Annotated in this window: 14 protein-coding genes; 10 read left to right on the forward strand and 4 right to left on the reverse strand. The window is 71.9% G+C overall.

Translation table 11 applies throughout. The features are described from left to right. Position 1: 1 nt before the first annotated feature. Entirely contained in the window at positions 2 to 916 is a 915-nt protein-coding gene (locus FHR33_RS28305) for a M23 family metallopeptidase (RefSeq protein ID WP_312895757.1), read from the reverse strand. 80 nt (positions 917 to 996) lie between these two features. Between FHR33_RS28305 and FHR33_RS28310 the strand changes: the two genes are divergently transcribed. After that, a complete protein-coding gene (locus tag FHR33_RS28310; RefSeq protein ID WP_183653856.1) occupies positions 997 to 3,720 on the forward strand; it encodes an AfsR/SARP family transcriptional regulator in 2,724 nt (907 codons plus the stop codon). Here FHR33_RS28310 and mads6 read toward each other — a convergent pair. Further along, positions 3,689 to 5,020, reverse strand: a complete 1,332-nt coding sequence (gene mads6, locus FHR33_RS28315; protein ID WP_183653859.1) for a methylation-associated defense system protein kinase MAD6 — start codon at positions 5,018 to 5,020, stop codon at positions 3,689 to 3,691. The genes FHR33_RS28310 and mads6 overlap by 32 nt on opposite strands. Positions 5,021 to 5,080: 60 nt before the next feature. On the opposite strand from mads6, the gene FHR33_RS28320 reads away from it, so the two are divergent. Then, positions 5,081 to 5,677 (forward strand): DJ-1/PfpI family protein, encoded by a 597-nt coding sequence (locus tag FHR33_RS28320; protein ID WP_183653862.1) that lies wholly within the window; start codon positions 5,081 to 5,083, stop codon positions 5,675 to 5,677. Beyond that, complete coding sequence (locus FHR33_RS28325; protein ID WP_183653865.1) at positions 5,674 to 6,111, forward strand: MarR family winged helix-turn-helix transcriptional regulator; 438 nt, start codon at positions 5,674 to 5,676, stop codon at positions 6,109 to 6,111. Before FHR33_RS28320 ends, FHR33_RS28325 begins: the two co-directional genes overlap by 4 nt. Before the next feature lies 1 nt (position 6,112). On the opposite strand, the gene FHR33_RS28330 is transcribed toward FHR33_RS28325, so the two are convergent. After that, positions 6,113 to 7,522: an MDR family MFS transporter gene (locus FHR33_RS28330; protein ID WP_183653867.1), complete on the reverse strand. Its 1,410-nt coding sequence runs from the start codon at positions 7,520 to 7,522 to the stop codon at positions 6,113 to 6,115. Positions 7,523 to 7,577: 55 nt separating this feature from the next. On the opposite strand from FHR33_RS28330, the gene FHR33_RS28335 reads away from it, so the two are divergent. Continuing rightward, positions 7,578 to 8,123, forward strand: a complete 546-nt coding sequence (locus tag FHR33_RS28335; protein WP_183653870.1) for a PadR family transcriptional regulator — start codon at positions 7,578 to 7,580, stop codon at positions 8,121 to 8,123. Next, the gene (locus tag FHR33_RS28340) at positions 8,104 to 9,045 is read left to right on the forward strand and encodes an NAD(P)H-dependent flavin oxidoreductase (protein WP_183653873.1); all 942 of its coding nucleotides are present in this window, start codon (positions 8,104 to 8,106) and stop codon (positions 9,043 to 9,045) included. Before FHR33_RS28335 ends, FHR33_RS28340 begins: the two co-directional genes overlap by 20 nt. Here the strand turns inward: FHR33_RS28340 and FHR33_RS28345 are convergent. Then, positions 9,042 to 9,965 carry an acyl-CoA desaturase gene (locus FHR33_RS28345; protein ID WP_312895758.1) on the reverse strand — a complete coding sequence of 308 codons (924 nt, stop codon included), beginning with the start codon at positions 9,963 to 9,965 and terminating at the stop codon, positions 9,042 to 9,044. The two genes, FHR33_RS28340 and FHR33_RS28345, sit on opposite strands and share 4 nt — an antisense overlap. 121 nt (positions 9,966 to 10,086) lie before the next feature. Between FHR33_RS28345 and FHR33_RS50655 the strand changes: the two genes are divergently transcribed. From FHR33_RS50655 to FHR33_RS28365, 5 genes are all read left to right on the forward strand, one after another. Continuing rightward, positions 10,087 to 10,695, forward strand: coding sequence for a cytochrome P450 family protein (locus tag FHR33_RS50655; RefSeq protein ID WP_246452149.1), 609 nt, complete (start codon positions 10,087 to 10,089; stop codon positions 10,693 to 10,695). Next, positions 10,673 to 11,278 (forward strand): cytochrome P450, encoded by a 606-nt coding sequence (locus FHR33_RS50660; protein WP_246452151.1) that lies wholly within the window; start codon positions 10,673 to 10,675, stop codon positions 11,276 to 11,278. Before FHR33_RS50655 ends, FHR33_RS50660 begins: the two co-directional genes overlap by 23 nt. Beyond that, on the forward strand, positions 11,278 to 12,846 hold the full coding sequence (locus FHR33_RS28355) for a peroxidase family protein (protein WP_183653877.1): 1,569 nt from the start codon (positions 11,278 to 11,280) through the stop codon (positions 12,844 to 12,846). Before FHR33_RS50660 ends, FHR33_RS28355 begins: the two co-directional genes overlap by 1 nt. 474 nt (positions 12,847 to 13,320) lie before the next feature. Beyond that, on the forward strand, positions 13,321 to 14,994 hold the full coding sequence (locus FHR33_RS28360; RefSeq protein ID WP_246452152.1) for a lipase family protein: 1,674 nt from the start codon (positions 13,321 to 13,323) through the stop codon (positions 14,992 to 14,994). 13 nt (positions 14,995 to 15,007) lie between these two features. Next, positions 15,008 to 15,271: a hypothetical protein gene (locus tag FHR33_RS28365; RefSeq protein ID WP_183653880.1), complete on the forward strand. Its 264-nt coding sequence runs from the start codon at positions 15,008 to 15,010 to the stop codon at positions 15,269 to 15,271. Positions 15,272 to 15,389 lie beyond the last annotated feature (118 nt).

Below are 15,389 nucleotides of genomic sequence, written 5' to 3' on the forward strand. Positions count from 1 at the left end.
ATCAGCCGCAGTGCTCGAACGGGCTGTCGTAGACGTAGGAGCCCGCCTTGCCTCCCCACTTCACGCACTTGCCGGCCGCCGAGGCTCTGACGGGTCCCGCGTAGTAGGAGAAGTTGCCCGAGTCGGTTATCCGGCTACTGCCTTGCACCTCCAGATAGGCGGCGGTGGCGGTGGCCGAGCCGAGCGAGGTCTTCTTGATCGTGGTGACGCAGTTGTAGCCGTTGCCGCTGTTGTAGAGCAGGTAGACGGTTCCCGAGGTGCCGAGGGCCGCGGAGTCGATCACGCTGTAGCCCGAGCCGCACACCTCCTGCGGGGTGTAGGGGTTGGTGGTGCTGGCGCAGTTCCTCGAGGTGAGGGTCTGGATCGGGTAGCCGAAGGTCGTGCCGTTGAAGACGGCCTTCTGGATGTTGGAGGGGTAGCTGGTGCCCAGCCGTACCTCGTAGTGGAGGTGCGGGGAGATGTAGTTGCCCGGCTTGCTGGTGTTGCCGACGGTGCCGATCCGCTGGCCCTGGGAGACGGCCTGACCGGCGCTGACCGAGCGGACGTTCAGGTGCGCGTAGTAGGTGGACCAGCCGCCACCGTGGTCGATCTTGACCAGGTTGCCGTAGCCGTTGGCCGAGCCCTGGTGGGCGGAGATGACCACGGTGCCCGAGGCGGCCGCCACGACGGGGTCGCCGAGGTCGGCGTCAGCCGTGCTGCCCCTGTTGAAGTCGATCTCCCAGGACTGGTGCGCGCTGCTCGCGCTGGAGTTGCCCGTCCATGCCTGACCGCAGGGGAAGGGCAGCTGGAAGTTGGTGGCCATGACGCTCACATCGGCGGTCACCTCGTTGGGAGGGTCGCCCCCCTCCTCTGGGTCGGCGGCGGCGATGCTCATGACCAGGGCTAAGCCTGCGATGAGGACTGCTCGGAGTTTCACTGGGACCCCTTCCGCACCGGTAAGTCTTCGCAGGCCCCAGGGTGGGAATAATCCGTACAAAAAACGTACAGAGGGCTGCCATGGTGTCCTTCCATGTGCTCGGCCCGCTGGAGGCACGGGCCGCAGGACGGCCCGTGCGCATCTCCGGCAGGAAGCCGCGCATGCTGCTGGCCACACTGCTTCTCGACGCCAACCATCTCGTGGGGGCCGATCATCTGGTCGACGTGCTGTGGGAGCGCCCACCCCGCTCCGCGCACGCCAACCTGCGCACCTACGCGAGTTCACTGCGCTCCGAACTCGGTGCCCGCATCCGCGCCGAGGGGTCCTGCTACCTGATCGAGGTGGCTCATGACGAGCTCGACCTGCTGACGTTCGAGCGTCTGGTGGCCCGCCGCGATCCCGAGTCGCTGGCCGAGGCGCTGGCGCTGTGGCGCGGCGTCCCGCTGTCCGACCTGCCCGACCATCCCCTGTGGACGCGCCGCCTCGCCCCCCTTCCCGAGGTACGGCTCGCCGCCGCACGCGAGCTGATCGCCGCCCGCATGGAGCGAGGGGAGTACGGCGAGGCCGTCACCCTGCTGCGCGCCCTGTGCGCCGAGCACCCCTTCCGCGAGGACCTGTGGGGACAGCTCATGCTCGCCCTCCACGGGAGCGGACGGCAGGCGGAGGCGCTGGCGTGCTACACCGAGATCAGGAGACAGCTGGTCGCCGAGCTGGGCGTCGAGCCCGGCGCCGAGCTGCGGGAGGTGCAGGCGACGGTGCTGGCGGGAACACCGCCCTCCCAGCGGGTGTGGACCCCCAGGCAGCTTCCTCCCGACCTTCCCGACTTCGTGGGCAGAAGGCAGGCGCTCGCCCTCCTCACGCGCCAGGGCGACGGCCGTGGGCCCTTCCCTGTCGCGGTGATCTCGGGACCACCGGGATCGGGGAAGAGCGCGCTGGCCGTCCGCGGCGCGCACGCCCTCGCGGACGCCTTCCCCGCGGGGCAGCTCTACCTGTGCATGGCCGCCGCCGACCCCGCCGACCTGCTCGCCCAGGCGCTGCGGGCGCTGGGCGTGAGCGCGATCCCCGCCACGCTCGCCGAGCGCTCGGCCCTCTATCGCAGCGTCCTGGCCGAGCGCCCGATGCTCGTGGTGCTCGACGACGCGGCCGACGCCGCACAGGTCAGGCCGCTGCTGCCGGGCGCGGGCAGCTCGGTGATCGTGACCAGCAGGTCGAAGCTCACGTCGGTTCCCGGGGCGCTCCAGATCCATCTGGAGCCCCTGTCGCCGCCCGAGGCCGAGGAGCTCCTCGAAAGGATCATCGGGGCGGACAGGGCGAGGAGGGAGCGGGAGGCGGCCACGGCGATCGTGCGGGCCTGCGGGTTCGTGCCGCTGGCCGTACGGATCGCGGGGGCGCGGCTGGCGGCGCGTCCCGGCTGGTCGCTCGCGCTGTTCCAGAACAGGCTCAAGGACGAGTCGCGCAGGATAGGCGAGCTGCGCATCGGCGACCTGGACGTGCGCCTCGGGCTCGACCACAGCTACAGGGGTCTGCCGGCAGAGGCCGCCAGGACGCTCCACACGCTGGGCAGGCTCGGCGGTGCCTCGCTGCCCGGCTGGGTGGTCGACGCCGTGCTCGGCAGGCACAGGGCCGACGACGTCACCGACGCGCTCGTGGACGCCGACCTGCTGAGGCTGGTCGGCACCGACCCGCTCGGCCAGCCCCGCTACCGGCTGCCCGACCTGGTCAGGTGCCACGCGCTGGAGCAGGGACCCGACCTGGCCGCCCTGGCCAGGGTCGTCGCCACCTGGACCGCCACCACCGAGCTGGCCACGGCCAGGCTGCCCACCACCGTCTTCACGCTCAGCTCGGCCGCCGCCGCGCGCTGGTGGCTGCCGCGCGAGACGCTCGAGCGGCTCACCGCCGACCCTCTGGCCTGGTTCGAGGCCGAACACGAGGGGCTGGAGGAGGCTGTGCGCGTGGCCGCCTCCTCCGGTCTGGGCGGGCAGGCGTGGGGGCTCGCCGCCGCGATGGTGCCCTACCTCGACCTGCGCTGCCACTTCGGCACCTGGCAGCGCACCCACGGGACGGCGCTGGCGGCGGCCAGGGTAGCGGGCGACAGCTACGGCGAGGCCGCCATGCTCAGGGGCCTGGCCCAGGTCTGCCTCTACCAGGACCGCTACGCCGAGTCGGAGGAGATGTTCGCCAGGGCCCGCAGGGCCTTCCACGAGCTGGGCGACACCAGGGCAGAGGCCACCTCGGTCTGCGGTCTCGGCGCCGTGGCGCAGTTCCGCGGTGAGCACAGGGCGGCGCTGGCGCACTTCCACCGCGCGCTGGTCATGTTCGGCTCCGTGGGCGATCTCAGCGGCGAGGCCTACACCCGCCAGGCCATCGGCAGGGTCTGCCTGAAGTCGGGCGACCTCGTCCAGGCCGCCCAGTGGCTCGGGCAGGCGCTGCGCCTGGCGCAGCAGCTGGGTGACGTCCACCGCGAAGGCTGCGTGTCGATCCACCTCGGCAAGCTGGGCGAGCCCGAGCGCTTCCACGGGCGGGCGCTCGACATCTTCGAGAGCCTCGGTGACCGGCACTGCGGTGCCTACGCCATGCAGAGCCTGGCGGGTTTCCAGGCCGCCAGCGGCGAGCTCGGCCCCGCCTCCGCGGCTCTCGAACGCTCCCTGCTGATCTTCAGGCAGCTCGGCGACCGCAGCGGCGAGGCCTCCTCCGCCCAGCTGCTCGGCGAGCTGCACCGCTCGGCGGGACGGGCGGAGCTGGCCCGCGACTACCTCGACCAGGCGGTGGTGCTCAGAGGATCACTCGCCGCAGAAGCCGTCTGAGCCTGCCCTCCCGTACGGCCGGCACCCCGTCGAGCGCCGCCAGCGCCTCGGCCGCGCTCGGCCGCTTGGCGGGGCTGTGGTCCAGCATGGCCCGCACCACGTCGTGTGCGAGCGCGTCGGGCCCCTCGGGCAGCTCGCCGGTCAGCACCTGGTGGGCGATCACGCCCGCCGCGTAGACGTCGGCGGCCGAGGTCATCAGGTCGGGCCTGTCGTGGCACTCGGGGGCGACGTAGTGGGCGTCGAGCACGTTGGTCAGCTCGTTGGCGACGGTGTAGGGCCTGGGCGCGCCCTTGGCGTAGTCGAAGCCGGTCAGCATCGCCTGGCCGTCCTCGGACACCAGCACGGAGGCGGGGGTCAACGCCCTGTGCACCACACCGTGGGCGTGCACGTGCGCGAGCCCCGCCAGCAGACCCCTCAGCACCTCGCTGCGCCGCTCGTGCAGCTGGAGGTGCAGCGCCCTGCCGTGCGCGTCGTCGAGCACCAGCACGAACCTGCTCTCGTCGTCGATGGCGAAGAAGTCGCGCGACCTGACGACGTTGGGATGCGAGGGGATCCTGGTCAGCGACTGGTAGGCGTTGGCGATGCGCTGCCGCTCGGCCGCCCGCTGCTCCTGGTCGGCCAGGGGGTCGGCCTGGTAGACGCGCAGCAGCACGGTCTCGCTACCCGGCAGCGTGGCGTTGAACGCGCGGTACTCGGTGACCTTGCTGTCGCCGCCGAGGCGCTCCTCGACCTCCCAGTTGCCGAACCTGGGCGGGGCGGTGCTGCGGCGCACCGTGGCGTTGAGCGCGTCGAGGATCTTCGGCAGGTACGGCTTGGCGTCGCGGGTGCCGCCTCGCCGTACGCGGGAGGGGTCGGCCAGGGTGTCGATGAGGGAGGGCAGGTCGGTGACGTTGGCGGCGTCGCGCCCGCCCGCGTCGACCAGCTCGGCGTCGGGGGAGGACAGCACCACGAGGCTGTCGACGTAGACCCGCTCCAGCTCCCTGTGCTTGTCGACCAGGAGCCCCTTCAGCGCCCTGGCGGTGCCGCGCAGCTTGGCCACGGGAGAGCCGAACGCCTCCCTGCGCGGGGGGAACCAGCGCTGGCCGGAGACCTCGATGCGGCCCCTGGTGCCCTTGACGTCGATGACCACGACCGAGTGGCCGGTCAGCACGATCAAATCGACCTCGAACAGGTCGGCGCCGCGCGGGATCTCGATGTTGTGCAACAGCAGCCAGTCGGCGGGCGCGCGGTCGCGCAGATGCGCGATCACGCGCCGCTCGGCGTCGTTGACCGGACGTCCCCCGCCGACGATCTCTGCCATGGGGACCATCCTTGCAGACTTTCAGTTGACAACATGCTGTCGTAGTGACAAGATGTTGTCATGAAGCGAATCGTTCACCTCGCCGTTTACAACACCCTCGCCGACTGGGAGACCGGGTACGCGACCGCGCACCTGCGTGGAGAGCAGTACGACGTCGTCACCGTCGCCGAGACGCTCGACCCGATCACGACCATGGGCGGGATGCGCATCCTCCCCGACATCACGCTCGACTCGCTCTCTCCCGCCGACAGCGCGATGCTGATCCTGCCGGGCGCGGAGCTGTGGGACGCCGGAGACGACCTGCGCGCGTTCGCCGCGAAGGCGGGCGAGTTCCTGGCCGAGGGTGTGCCGGTCGCGGCCATCTGCGGCGCGGTCGCGGGCCTGGCGCGGGCCGGGCTGCTCGACGAGCGCGACCACACCAGCGCCGTCGACGGCTACCTGCTGGCCCAGGAGGGCTACGGCGGCGCCGCGCGCTACGTGGAGGCCGACGCGGTGACCGGCGGCGACCTCATCACGGCAGGGCCGACCGAGCCCGTCGCCTTCGCCCGCGAGATCCTCGGCAGGCTCGACGTCTACAAGCCCGACATGCTCGACGCGTGGTTCAGGCTCTTCAAGTACAGCGACCCGGCGGCCGCCGAGGTCATGATGGGCTCATGAGCGACAGGGGAGAGCTGTTGTCCGCGACCGCGCTGACGACCTTCCGGCTCAACGGCCAGTTCCTCGAGGTCTCGGAGGAGCTGGCCAGGCCGGCGGGCCTGACCGCCTCATGGTGGCAGGTGCTCGGCGCGGTGCTCCACGAGCCGCTGCCGGTCGCGGGCATCGCCAGGGTGATGGGGATGACCCGCCAGGGGGTGCAGCGCATCGCCGACCTGCTGGTGGAGAGAGGGCTGGCGGAGTACCAGCCCAACCCCGCCCATCGCAGGGCCAAGCTGCTGCGGCCGACCCCCGAGGGCAGGGCGGCCGTCGAGAAGATCACGCCAGGCCACGCCGCCCTCGCGGCGCGGCTGGCGGAGGAACTGGGCGAGGAGGAGTGGGCCGCCATCCTGGAGGCGCTGCGGCGGCTGTCGGCGGCCATCGACCGCCTGCAGTAGGTCAGCTGTCGGCGGTCACCAGGGGCCTGGCCTGCCTGCGCACGACGGCGCCGCCCGGCAGGGCGAGCAGCGCGATCAGGGCGATCACCGCGCCCGAGACGCCCAGCCAGGGGATGACGGTGGCGGACGCGGCGGCGTGCGCGGCCGGCAGGCCGTGCACGGGCGCGTCGCCGGCGACCACCGAGCCGTAGGCGGTGCCGCCGATCGCCAGCGCGACCGAGCCGCCGATCTGGCGGAAGAAGGTCAGGTTGGCCGAGGCGGTGCCGATGTGCTGCGGCGCGACCGAGGACTGGATGGCGACGGTCAGGCCCGAGAGCATCGGGCCCATGCCCAGGCCGATGAGCGCCATCCAGGCGGCCAGCGCCACGCCCGAGGTGCCGAGGGCGAGGTTCGCGGTCAGCAGGCTGCCTGCGACCAGCAGGAACGGCGCGACGACGAGTGACGGCTTGTAGCGCCCCGTTCTGGAGATCACCGCGCCGACGAGGCCGCTGCCGAACACCATCGCGAGCATCAGCGGATAGACGCGCAGGCCCGACTCCGTGGCGCTGAGCCCCAGCGCCTCCTGGAAGTAGCGCGGCAGGAAGACCACCCCCGCGTACATGCAGAAGGCGGTGAAGAACGAGGCCACGTTGACGATGGCGTAGGTGCGGTCGGCGAACAGCTCCATCGGCATGATGGGGTGCTCGGCCCGTAGCTCCACCAGCACGAACGCCACCAGCGCGGCGAGCGAGACCAGCAGCGGTCCCGCGACCGCGGGAGAGGTCCAGTCGTTGCCGTCGAGGCCCTTCTCGGTCAGGCCGAGCAGCAGCGCGGTGATCGCGACGGTGAACACCGCGATGCCGAGGTAGTCGGGCCTGACCCGGCCCGTGCCCTTCAGGTACGGCAGCCGCCAGGCGATGATCGCGATCAGCACCACGCCGATCGGCACGTTGACGTAGAAGGCCCACCGCCAGCTGGCGTAGTCGGTGAACAGGCCGCCGAGGAACGGTCCCGCGAGGTAGCTCAACGCCATCACGCCGCCGATCGCGCCCTGGACCTTCGCGCCGCGCTCGGCAGGGAACAGGTCGATGACCAGCGCGAGCGAGAGCGGGAGCAGCGCGCCCGCGCCCAGGCCCTGCAGCGCCCTGAAGGCGATGAGCTGGGGCATGTCCTGGGCCAGGCCGCACAGCGCGGACCCGGCGAGGAAGACCACCACGCCGATGAGCAGCAGCGGCTTGCGGCCGTACTGGTCGGAGAGCCTGCCGTACAGGGGGACGGTCACGGTGGAGGTCAGGAGGTAGGCGGTGACCACCCAGGTGTAGAGGCCGGTGCCGCCCAGGTCCGCGGTGATCTGAGGGAGCGCGGTGCCCACGATCGTCTGATCGAGCATGGCGAGGAACATGCCGCCGAGTACGGCGAGGAGGAGCAGCATATGTCGAGCGTGACATGTAAGAATTTACATGTCAAAACTTAGATATCCTGTGCCCATGTCCCTACGGATCGCACTGCTCGGCCTGCTGCGGGCCTCGGGCCCCTCCAGCGGCTACGACCTGGCCAAATCGTTCGAGTCCACGCTCAACTACGTCTGGCAGGCCGGGCACAGCCAGATCTATCCGGAACTGGTGAAGATGGCCGCCGACGGGCTGGTCACCGTCGAGGCCGAGGGTGCCAGGGGACGCAAGGTCTACGCGATCACGCAGGAGGGCTCGGCGCAGCTGCGCGGATGGCTCCTCGAGCAGACGCCGAGTCTCACGGTCAGGAGCGAGAGCGCGCTGCAGGCGTTCCTGCTTCCCGTGCTCGACCCCGCGGACGCGGTGGCGGCGCTGGAACGCCTGCGTGAGCGCTATGTCGAGAAGGTCGCGATGCTGGAGACGCTCTGCGACCAGCACGGGAGCAAGGCGTTCGGCCGGTACGCGCTCGACCACGGGCTCAGGCACGCGCGCACCACGATCGAGTGGGTCGACGACACCATCGCCACCATCAGCCGCGACATCGGGCATGGTGGGTCATGTGATGAGAACGTGGCTGACTGATCGTTTCGACCGCACGGTTCCTCTCATAGGGGCGCCGATGGCGGGCGTCGGCGGAGGCCGCCTCGCGGCGGCGATCTCGCGGGCGGGGGCGCTCGGCATGATCGGCGTGGCGGCCTCCGCCCCGGCACAGTGGATCACCGAGCAGGCGGCCGTCGCGGCGGGGAGCGGCCTGCCGTACGGGATCGGGCTCATGGCCTGGGCGCTGCCCGGCAACCCCGAGCAGTTCGACGCCGTGCTGGCGGCCAGGCCCGCGCTGGTGTCCGTGAGCTTCGGGCCCTACGACCGCTACGTCGGGCCGCTCAGGGAGGCGGGCATCACCGTGGTGACCCAGGCGGGCACCACGGACGAGGCGCGGGCGGCCGAGCAGGCGGGCGTCGACGCCGTCGTGGCGAGGGGCGGCGAGGGCGGAGGTCACGGGCGCAACGACGTCGCCACCCTGCCGCTGCTGGAAGGCGTGCTCGACGCGGTGCGGATCCCGGTGCTGGCCGCCGGCGGCCTGGCCACGGGGCGCGGGCTGGCCGCCGTGCTGGCGGCCGGAGCCGAGGGAGCGTGGGCCGGCACCGCCTTCATGGCCTGCCAGGAGGCGACCGTGTCGGCGGCCGCGCTGGAGCGCATCCTGGCCGCGGACGAGACCTCCACCGCCTACGGGCGCGTCTTCGACGTGGCCCAGCGGCTCGGCTGGCCACCCGAGTACGGCGGCCGCGCCCTCCGCAACGCCTTCTTCGACCAGTGGGAGGGCAGGGAGGAGGAACTCGACGACGAGGCGGTCGCCGTGCTCGCGCAGGCACGCGCGGACGAGGATTTCGACCTCGCCTACATCTACGCGAGCCAGGCGGTGGGGATGGTCAGGGAGCGGCGGCCCGCCGCGGACGTCGTCGCGGGCTTCGCAACCGCCGAGGCGTTCCTGCGCAGGCGCCTCTAGCCCGGCGGCCGCTGCCTTGTCGTCGCCCTGACGGCCAGGCGGGAGGGGTCGGGCCAGTGCACGCCGTAGGCCCATCCTGCCTGCTCGAACCAGCGGATCAGCCGCGCGCTCGGGTCGAGCTGGCCCCTGAGCACCCCGTGCCTGGCGCAGGTCGGCTCGACGTGGTGCCAGTTGTGCCAGCCCTCGCCGAGCGTCAGCATCGCCACCCATCGCACGTTCGAGGAGCGGTCCCTGGTGGTGAACGGCCGCTCGCCGAAGGTGTGGGCGACGGAGTTGACCGACCAGGTGACGTGGTGCACGACGGCGTAGCGGACCAGGCCGCCCCAGAAGAACCCGGTCCACGCGCCCGCCCACGACATCGACAGCAGCCCGCCGGCCAGGGCGGGCAGCGCGAACGACAGCGCCACGACCCCTGGATACCAGGCGTCGAACCGCCGCACGTCGGGGTCGGCCAGCAGGTCGGGCACCCAGTGCCTGCGGTTGGAGCGCAGGCGGGCGCTGTAGAACCAGCCGACGTGCGCGTGGGCCATGCCGCGCAGCAGGGCCAGGCCGCTGTCGCCGTAACACCAGGGGGAGTGGGGATCGCCCTGCCTGTCGGCGTACTTGTGGTGGCGGCGGTGCTCGGCGGCCCACAGCGTGACCGGACCCTCCACCGCCATCCCGCCCGCGAGCAGGAGCGCGATCCGCAACGGCCTGGCGCACCTGAACGACCTGTGGGTGAAGAGCCTGTGGTAGCCGATGGCGATGCCGAAGATGCTGACCAGGTACATCACCGCCGCGATGAGCAGATCGCGCACGCCGATGCCCCACCCCCACACCGCCGGCACCGCGAGCGCCAGCAGCAGTGGGGGCGCCAGGACGAGGACGACCAGGTAGGCGGTGCGTCGGCCAGTGCTGACCGAGACGGTCTCCGGGTTCACGTCCCCGATTCAACGGGCGTCCCCCTCGTCACGTCAGTTGCCTGGAAGCCACGAATCAATCACTCACAGGAGTCATAACACTCCATTGGGTAGTCACCCCAGTATGTGGCTCCATAGCCACATGGGCCATCTGGAGAAGTACGACGAGACGCTGGCACGCGACCCGATGGCCGCGTTCGGCCTGGTCAGGGAGTGGATGCGGACCGAGTGGCGGGAGCTGTTCGCCGAGCTGCGCGAGCGGCGGCCGGTCTTCGCCACCCCCGTCCTCACGGTCGTGACCCGCTTCGCCGACGTCACCGAGGTGCTCTCGCGCGAGGAGGTCTTCACCGTCAGGGCCTTCGGCCCTCGCCTCGACGCGGCGCTGGGCGGGCCCTTCATGCTCGGCAGGGACGCCACCGCCATGAACTGGCGGGACAAGGGCATCATGCAGTTCGTGCTCGACCCCGGCGACGTGGCGGGGGTGCGCGAGCTGGCGGGCCGCCTGGCCGACGAGGCGCTCGACGCGGCCGCGGCGCGGGGCGAGATCGAGGTGGTCCATGAGCTGTTCAGGCCCGTGGCGCTGGGCGTGTGCGCGCAGTACTTCGGCCTGCCAGGCCCTGATCCGCAGACGCTGTCCCGATGGACCAGGACCATCATCACCGACTGCTTCGCCAACTACCTCGGCGATCCCGCCGTCCAGGGCCGCCTCGGTCGAGGCGGGCGCGGAGATGACCGCCTATCTGCGCGATGAGCTCGAGGCGCGGAGAGCGGGGCGGGGCCCTTCTGGCGATGTGTTCGCCAGGCTGGTGGCGAGCGGCCTCGACGAGGAGCGGGTCGTCGTCAACATGGCGGGGCTGCCGCTCGGATTCGTCGAGAGCGGCCCCGGCGCGATGGTTGAGGCGACCGAGCAGCTGCTGCTGCGCCCCGAGGTTCTCGCTCGGGCCGTGACCGACGACGACTTCGACCGCTACGTGTGGGAGGCGCTGCGGTTCAACCCGTTCTTCAAACTGCTTCCCCGCATCTGCGAGCGCGACTACGAGCTGGCGGGCACCGTGATCCCCGCGGGAACGTTCGTGCTGGCCGCGCCCGCCTCGGCGATGTTCGACGAGGCCGTGCTCGACGAGCCCGACGAGTTCCGTCTCGACCGTCCCCGCCACCACCAGCTGTTCTTCGGCTACGGCCATCACGCGTGCCTCGGCGTGCATCCGGCCAGGGCGGTCATCTGCGAAGCCGTACGGCGGTTGCTGCTGCGGCCGGGCGTGCGGGTGATCGAAGGCGTCACCCGCGCCAACGGGATCTTCCCCGACCGGTTCGTCCTCGGGTTGGAGGCGTGATGACGGCACGCGGCATCGCCACCGACGGAGTCGTCAACAGGCTCAGGTTCCTGGCACTGACGCGCGGGCGGCCGTTCTGGGAGCTCGTCCAGAGCGTCGAACCCCTCAGGCGCCGCGTCAACGCCGCGCTGATCGACCTGGCCGTCCGCGAGATGCCGCCCAGGCCCGAGCCGCTGAGCACCATGGCCGACTACACCTCGTGGGCCTCCCTCACCGACCGCACCTACAGCGGCAGGCACGTGGCGCCGCACCACGGCGACGAGGGCAGGCCCACCCCCGAGCAGGCGGCGAGCCTGTTCGCCAGGGGCGAGGAGATGATCCACTGCCCGCGCTCCACCGTGCTGTTCGCCTACTTCGCCCAGTGGTTCACCGACGGCTTCCTGCGCGGCGACACCAACGTGCCGCGCGACCCGCGCAAGAACACCTCCAACCATCACATCGACCTCAACCAGGTCTACGGCCTGTACCCCGCGGCCACCGCCGCGCTGCGCACCTTCGAGGGCGGGCGGCTCAAGAGCCAGATCATCAACGGCGGCGAGTTCCCTCCCCACCTGTGCGAACACGGCAAGATCAAGCCGGAGTTCGCCGCGCTCAGCGTGATCCGCTTCGGCGAGCTCACCGAGGCCCAGCGCGACACCCTGTTCGCCACCGGCAGCGACAGGGGCAACATCCAGATCGGCTTCACCATGCTCACGGTGCTGTTCCTGCGCGAGCACAACAGGGTGGCCCGCGTGCTGGCGGAGAACCATCCGCGCTGGGACGACGAAAGGCTCTTCCAGACGGCGCGCAACATCCTCATCGTGCTGCTCATCAAGCTGGTGGTCGAGGAGTACATCAACCACATCACTCCCTACCACTTCCGCTTCACCCTGGACCCCCGGCTGTCGGCCGCGCTGGCCCGCGCGCCGTGGCACCGCGAGAACTGGGCCTCGGTGGAGTTCAACCTCGTCTACCGCTGGCACGGCCTGATCCCCTCCACGCTCACGGTCGGCGGCAGGGAGCTGCCGATGGCGCAGACGCTGCTCGGCGGCCCGCTCCTGCCCGAGGCGGGGCTCGCCAGGCTCTTCGAGGAGGCCTCGAGGCAGCGGGCCGGGCGCATCGGGCTGTTCAACACCGACCCGCTGCTGCGTGAGGTGGACGTCGCCAGCATCGCCGACTCGCGGGCGCTGGCCCTCGCGCCCTACAACAGCTACAGGGAGCACTGCCGCTTCCCCAGAGTCCGCAGGTTCGAGCACGTGTCGGGGGATCCTCGGGTGGTCGAGGGGCTGAGATCGCTCTACAGAAGCGTGGACGACCTCGACCTCTACGTGGGGCTGTTCGCCGAGGAGCCCGGCTCGCCCGACGCGATGCTGCCGCCGCTGCTGACCAAGATCATCGCCATCGACGCCTTCTCCCAGGCGCTGACCAACCCGCTGCTGGCGCCCCGGATCTTCAACTCCGCCACCTTCTCGCCCCAGGGCATGAGGATCATCGCGGCCACCAGGAGGCTGGCCGACGTCGTGCGCCGCAACACCCCCGAGGACCCCACACCGCGCCGCGTCGCCATGACCCGGCTGGGGCACCCGTGACCTCCGCCCCTCCACCGGGTCCCGCGCCAGGGGCAGGGCGCGACCAGGGGGAGGAGGCCGCAGGCGAGGCGTTGCGGGCGGCGGCGCGCGACCTCGTCGAGGTGGGCATCCGCGTGCGGGAGGCGTCGGCCCACGCCACCGCCGCCCTCACCGGCCGCGCGACCCTGGCGGCGATGCCACGCGCCCTCACCGTCGCCTGTCTCACCCACAGCGCCCTGTTGCGAGCGCTGACCAACCCCGACGGCCTGGGCTGCGCGTTCTCGGGAGGCAGGATCGCCGGCGTCGCCGCCAAGTTCGGCGCGATGGCGGGGGCGGAGAGCCTGGCCGTGCGCATCCTGGCGACCTCGCTGCGCCTGAGGATCGCCGCCGTCGCCCTGGACCACCCCGAGCTGGTCGCCGACCCCATGCTGGGCAGGCTGATCGAGGGCCGCGGCGGCCGACCGCGATCTCGAGGCGGTCCGCGCCCTGCGCGCGTTGCTCAAGGACCGCGGCGCGGTGCGCGCGCTCAGCCAGCTGGCGCCGGTCTTCGGCGAGGTGCTCGCCCTGCGGGCGCTGCTCGACGAGAACCCGCTCAACGACGACGCCGCCTGGCTGATCGCGACGGGGAAGGGCTTCGCCAACGCCGACCCGATCACCGGCATGAGCAACAGGGCCGTGGCGGTCCTCGACAAGGGGGAGGGCGCGGCGCGCCGCGTCAGGGTGGAAGGGAGCCTCGGCAGGGAGGGCTCGCTGCTCGCCTTCCTCGGCAACATCGCCGAGCTCGGCACCACGGGCAGGGTCCTGATCCAGAGCGTCGAAGGCCCCGACGGGGTGGTGCGCCACGTGGTCCAGGCCCCCGGCATGCGGGCGGGACGGCCCGACAACGACTCGCCGCAGGACCTGCTCGGCGCCTTCAGCAGCGCCGTCCTCGACAGCAGCCCCTACAGCCGGGCCCTGAGCAGGGCGGTCGAGGACTACGGGCTGCCCGAGGGCGCAGAGGTCGCTCTCATCGGCCACAGCGCCGGCGGCGCGGCGATCATGAACCTCGCGCAGGACGCCGGGTTCTGCGCCCGTCACACCGTCACCCACGTCGTCGCCGTCGGCGCGCCCGTCGACTTCAAGCGGCCCGCCGACCCCCGCACCTGGGTGGCGAGCGTCACCAACCAGCACGACATCATCCCCACCCTCGACGGCCAGGGCGCGGGCGGCTGCTTCGAGCTGCACCCCGACTGGTACGTGGTCGACTACTTCGACTCGACCCACCTGTTCCCGCTCTGCCACAGCATCGAGCACTACCTCGCCAACCTGGTGGCCGACCTGCCAGAGGAGCGCGGGCGGATCGACACGGCCCTGTCCGCCTACCGGGGGCCCGTCGTGCGTGAGCAGGCCTACCTGCTGTTCGACCGGGCTCCCCACCCCGAGGGCTTCCCCTTCCTGACCGTGCCCACCCGCATGGAGGAGGGCGTCGAGTTGCCGGTCAGGTGTCAGGACGGCAGCGCGCTGACCGCGTGGTTCGGCGCCGACCCCGCGGCGGCGGACCTGCTGCTGGAAGGGACGGGGTTCGGCCAGGCGGTCAGGGCCGGCGGCAGGGCGCTCGTCGTCGTGCACGCGGCGTGGAACAGGCGCAGTAGCCTCGGCGCCTACCGCGAGCTCCATCTCGGGGTCGTCGTCGCCGATCCCTGGCGCTCGCGGTCGCTCCTGGTCTGGCCCGACCTGCTGCGCGGGGCCGACCGGCGGCGCTCCGGCCTCCACCTGGCGGGTTCGGTGGTCGACGCCGAGCGCGTCGCGGGCGCGGCCTCCCTGGTGTGGGGCGGCGAGCCGTACGTGCTGCCGGTGGGCTTCGGGCTCGCGGGCGGAAGCGTGGACGTCGAGGTCGGCGGCCTGCTGCGACTGCGCGGACGGCTCGGCCCGTGGGCGCCGGTCGGCGAAAGCGACCTGGTCGGCTACGTGAGCGGGCAGGCGGCCACGCTGCGCGCCTGCGTGCGGACCCGTGGCTGGGCGCGCCTGCATCCCGCGCCGAGCGCGCGGCTGGCCGTCGCCCGGTCGGCGCACCCGCTGGCCGTCCGGCTGAGCGAGCTGGGCCTCGACGGCGCCCGCCCGCTGCTGTGCGTGACGGCCCCGCGCCGCCAGAGCCTGACGGACACCGCAGTCCCCCTGTCGACCGGCTGAACGGAGCACCGGCATGAGCGCCGTACCAGAGGACATCGCCGGACACGCCGCCGTCCTACGGGAGGACGCGCTCGCGCTGTCCGAGTGCGCCGAGCGGCTGCGCGCGATCGAGGCCAGGCTGGAGGAGGCGGGGGCGGCGCCGCCGTGGCTGCGCGACTCGGTGCGGGCCCATCTGGCCGCCTGCGCCATGGCCTCCGCCGACGTGGCGGAGGCCGCGGCATGGCTACGCCGTTACGCCGCCGTCACGCTGCCAGGTGGACGGTCCGCGCGGCGCTGAGCCCCGACTCCACCGCCGCCTCGATCCACGCGTGCCATCTTTCTGATCGCTTTGAGTGACGGATGCGCCAAGAGCGCGGTCCGGTCATGCTCCTTGCACGGCCATGGGATCGCTGTCG

It is taken from the genome of Nonomuraea dietziae, assembly GCF_014195505.1.
GTDB lineage: Bacteria > Actinomycetota > Actinomycetes > Streptosporangiales > Streptosporangiaceae > Nonomuraea > Nonomuraea roseola.

What these genes read in the sequence shown, in the direction of transcription:
- FHR33_RS28310 (WP_183653856.1), top strand. Translation starts at nt 997, where the DNA reads ATGGTGTCCTTCCATGTGCTCGGCCCGCTGGAGGCACGGGCCGCAGGA.
- mads6 (WP_183653859.1), bottom strand. Translation starts at nt 5,020, where the DNA reads ATGGCAGAGATCGTCGGCGGGGGACGTCCGGTCAACGACGCCGAGCGG.
- FHR33_RS28320 (WP_183653862.1), top strand. Translation starts at nt 5,081, where the DNA reads ATGAAGCGAATCGTTCACCTCGCCGTTTACAACACCCTCGCCGACTGG.
- FHR33_RS28325 (WP_183653865.1), top strand. Translation starts at nt 5,674, where the DNA reads ATGAGCGACAGGGGAGAGCTGTTGTCCGCGACCGCGCTGACGACCTTC.
- FHR33_RS28330 (WP_183653867.1), bottom strand. Translation starts at nt 7,522, where the DNA reads ATGCTGCTCCTCCTCGCCGTACTCGGCGGCATGTTCCTCGCCATGCTC.
- FHR33_RS28335 (WP_183653870.1), top strand. Translation starts at nt 7,578, where the DNA reads ATGTCCCTACGGATCGCACTGCTCGGCCTGCTGCGGGCCTCGGGCCCC.
- FHR33_RS28340 (WP_183653873.1), top strand. Translation starts at nt 8,104, where the DNA reads ATGAGAACGTGGCTGACTGATCGTTTCGACCGCACGGTTCCTCTCATA.
- FHR33_RS50655 (WP_246452149.1), top strand. Translation starts at nt 10,087, where the DNA reads ATGGGCCATCTGGAGAAGTACGACGAGACGCTGGCACGCGACCCGATG.
- FHR33_RS50660 (WP_246452151.1), top strand. Translation starts at nt 10,673, where the DNA reads ATGACCGCCTATCTGCGCGATGAGCTCGAGGCGCGGAGAGCGGGGCGG.
- FHR33_RS28355 (WP_183653877.1), top strand. Translation starts at nt 11,278, where the DNA reads ATGACGGCACGCGGCATCGCCACCGACGGAGTCGTCAACAGGCTCAGG.
- FHR33_RS28365 (WP_183653880.1), top strand. Translation starts at nt 15,008, where the DNA reads ATGAGCGCCGTACCAGAGGACATCGCCGGACACGCCGCCGTCCTACGG.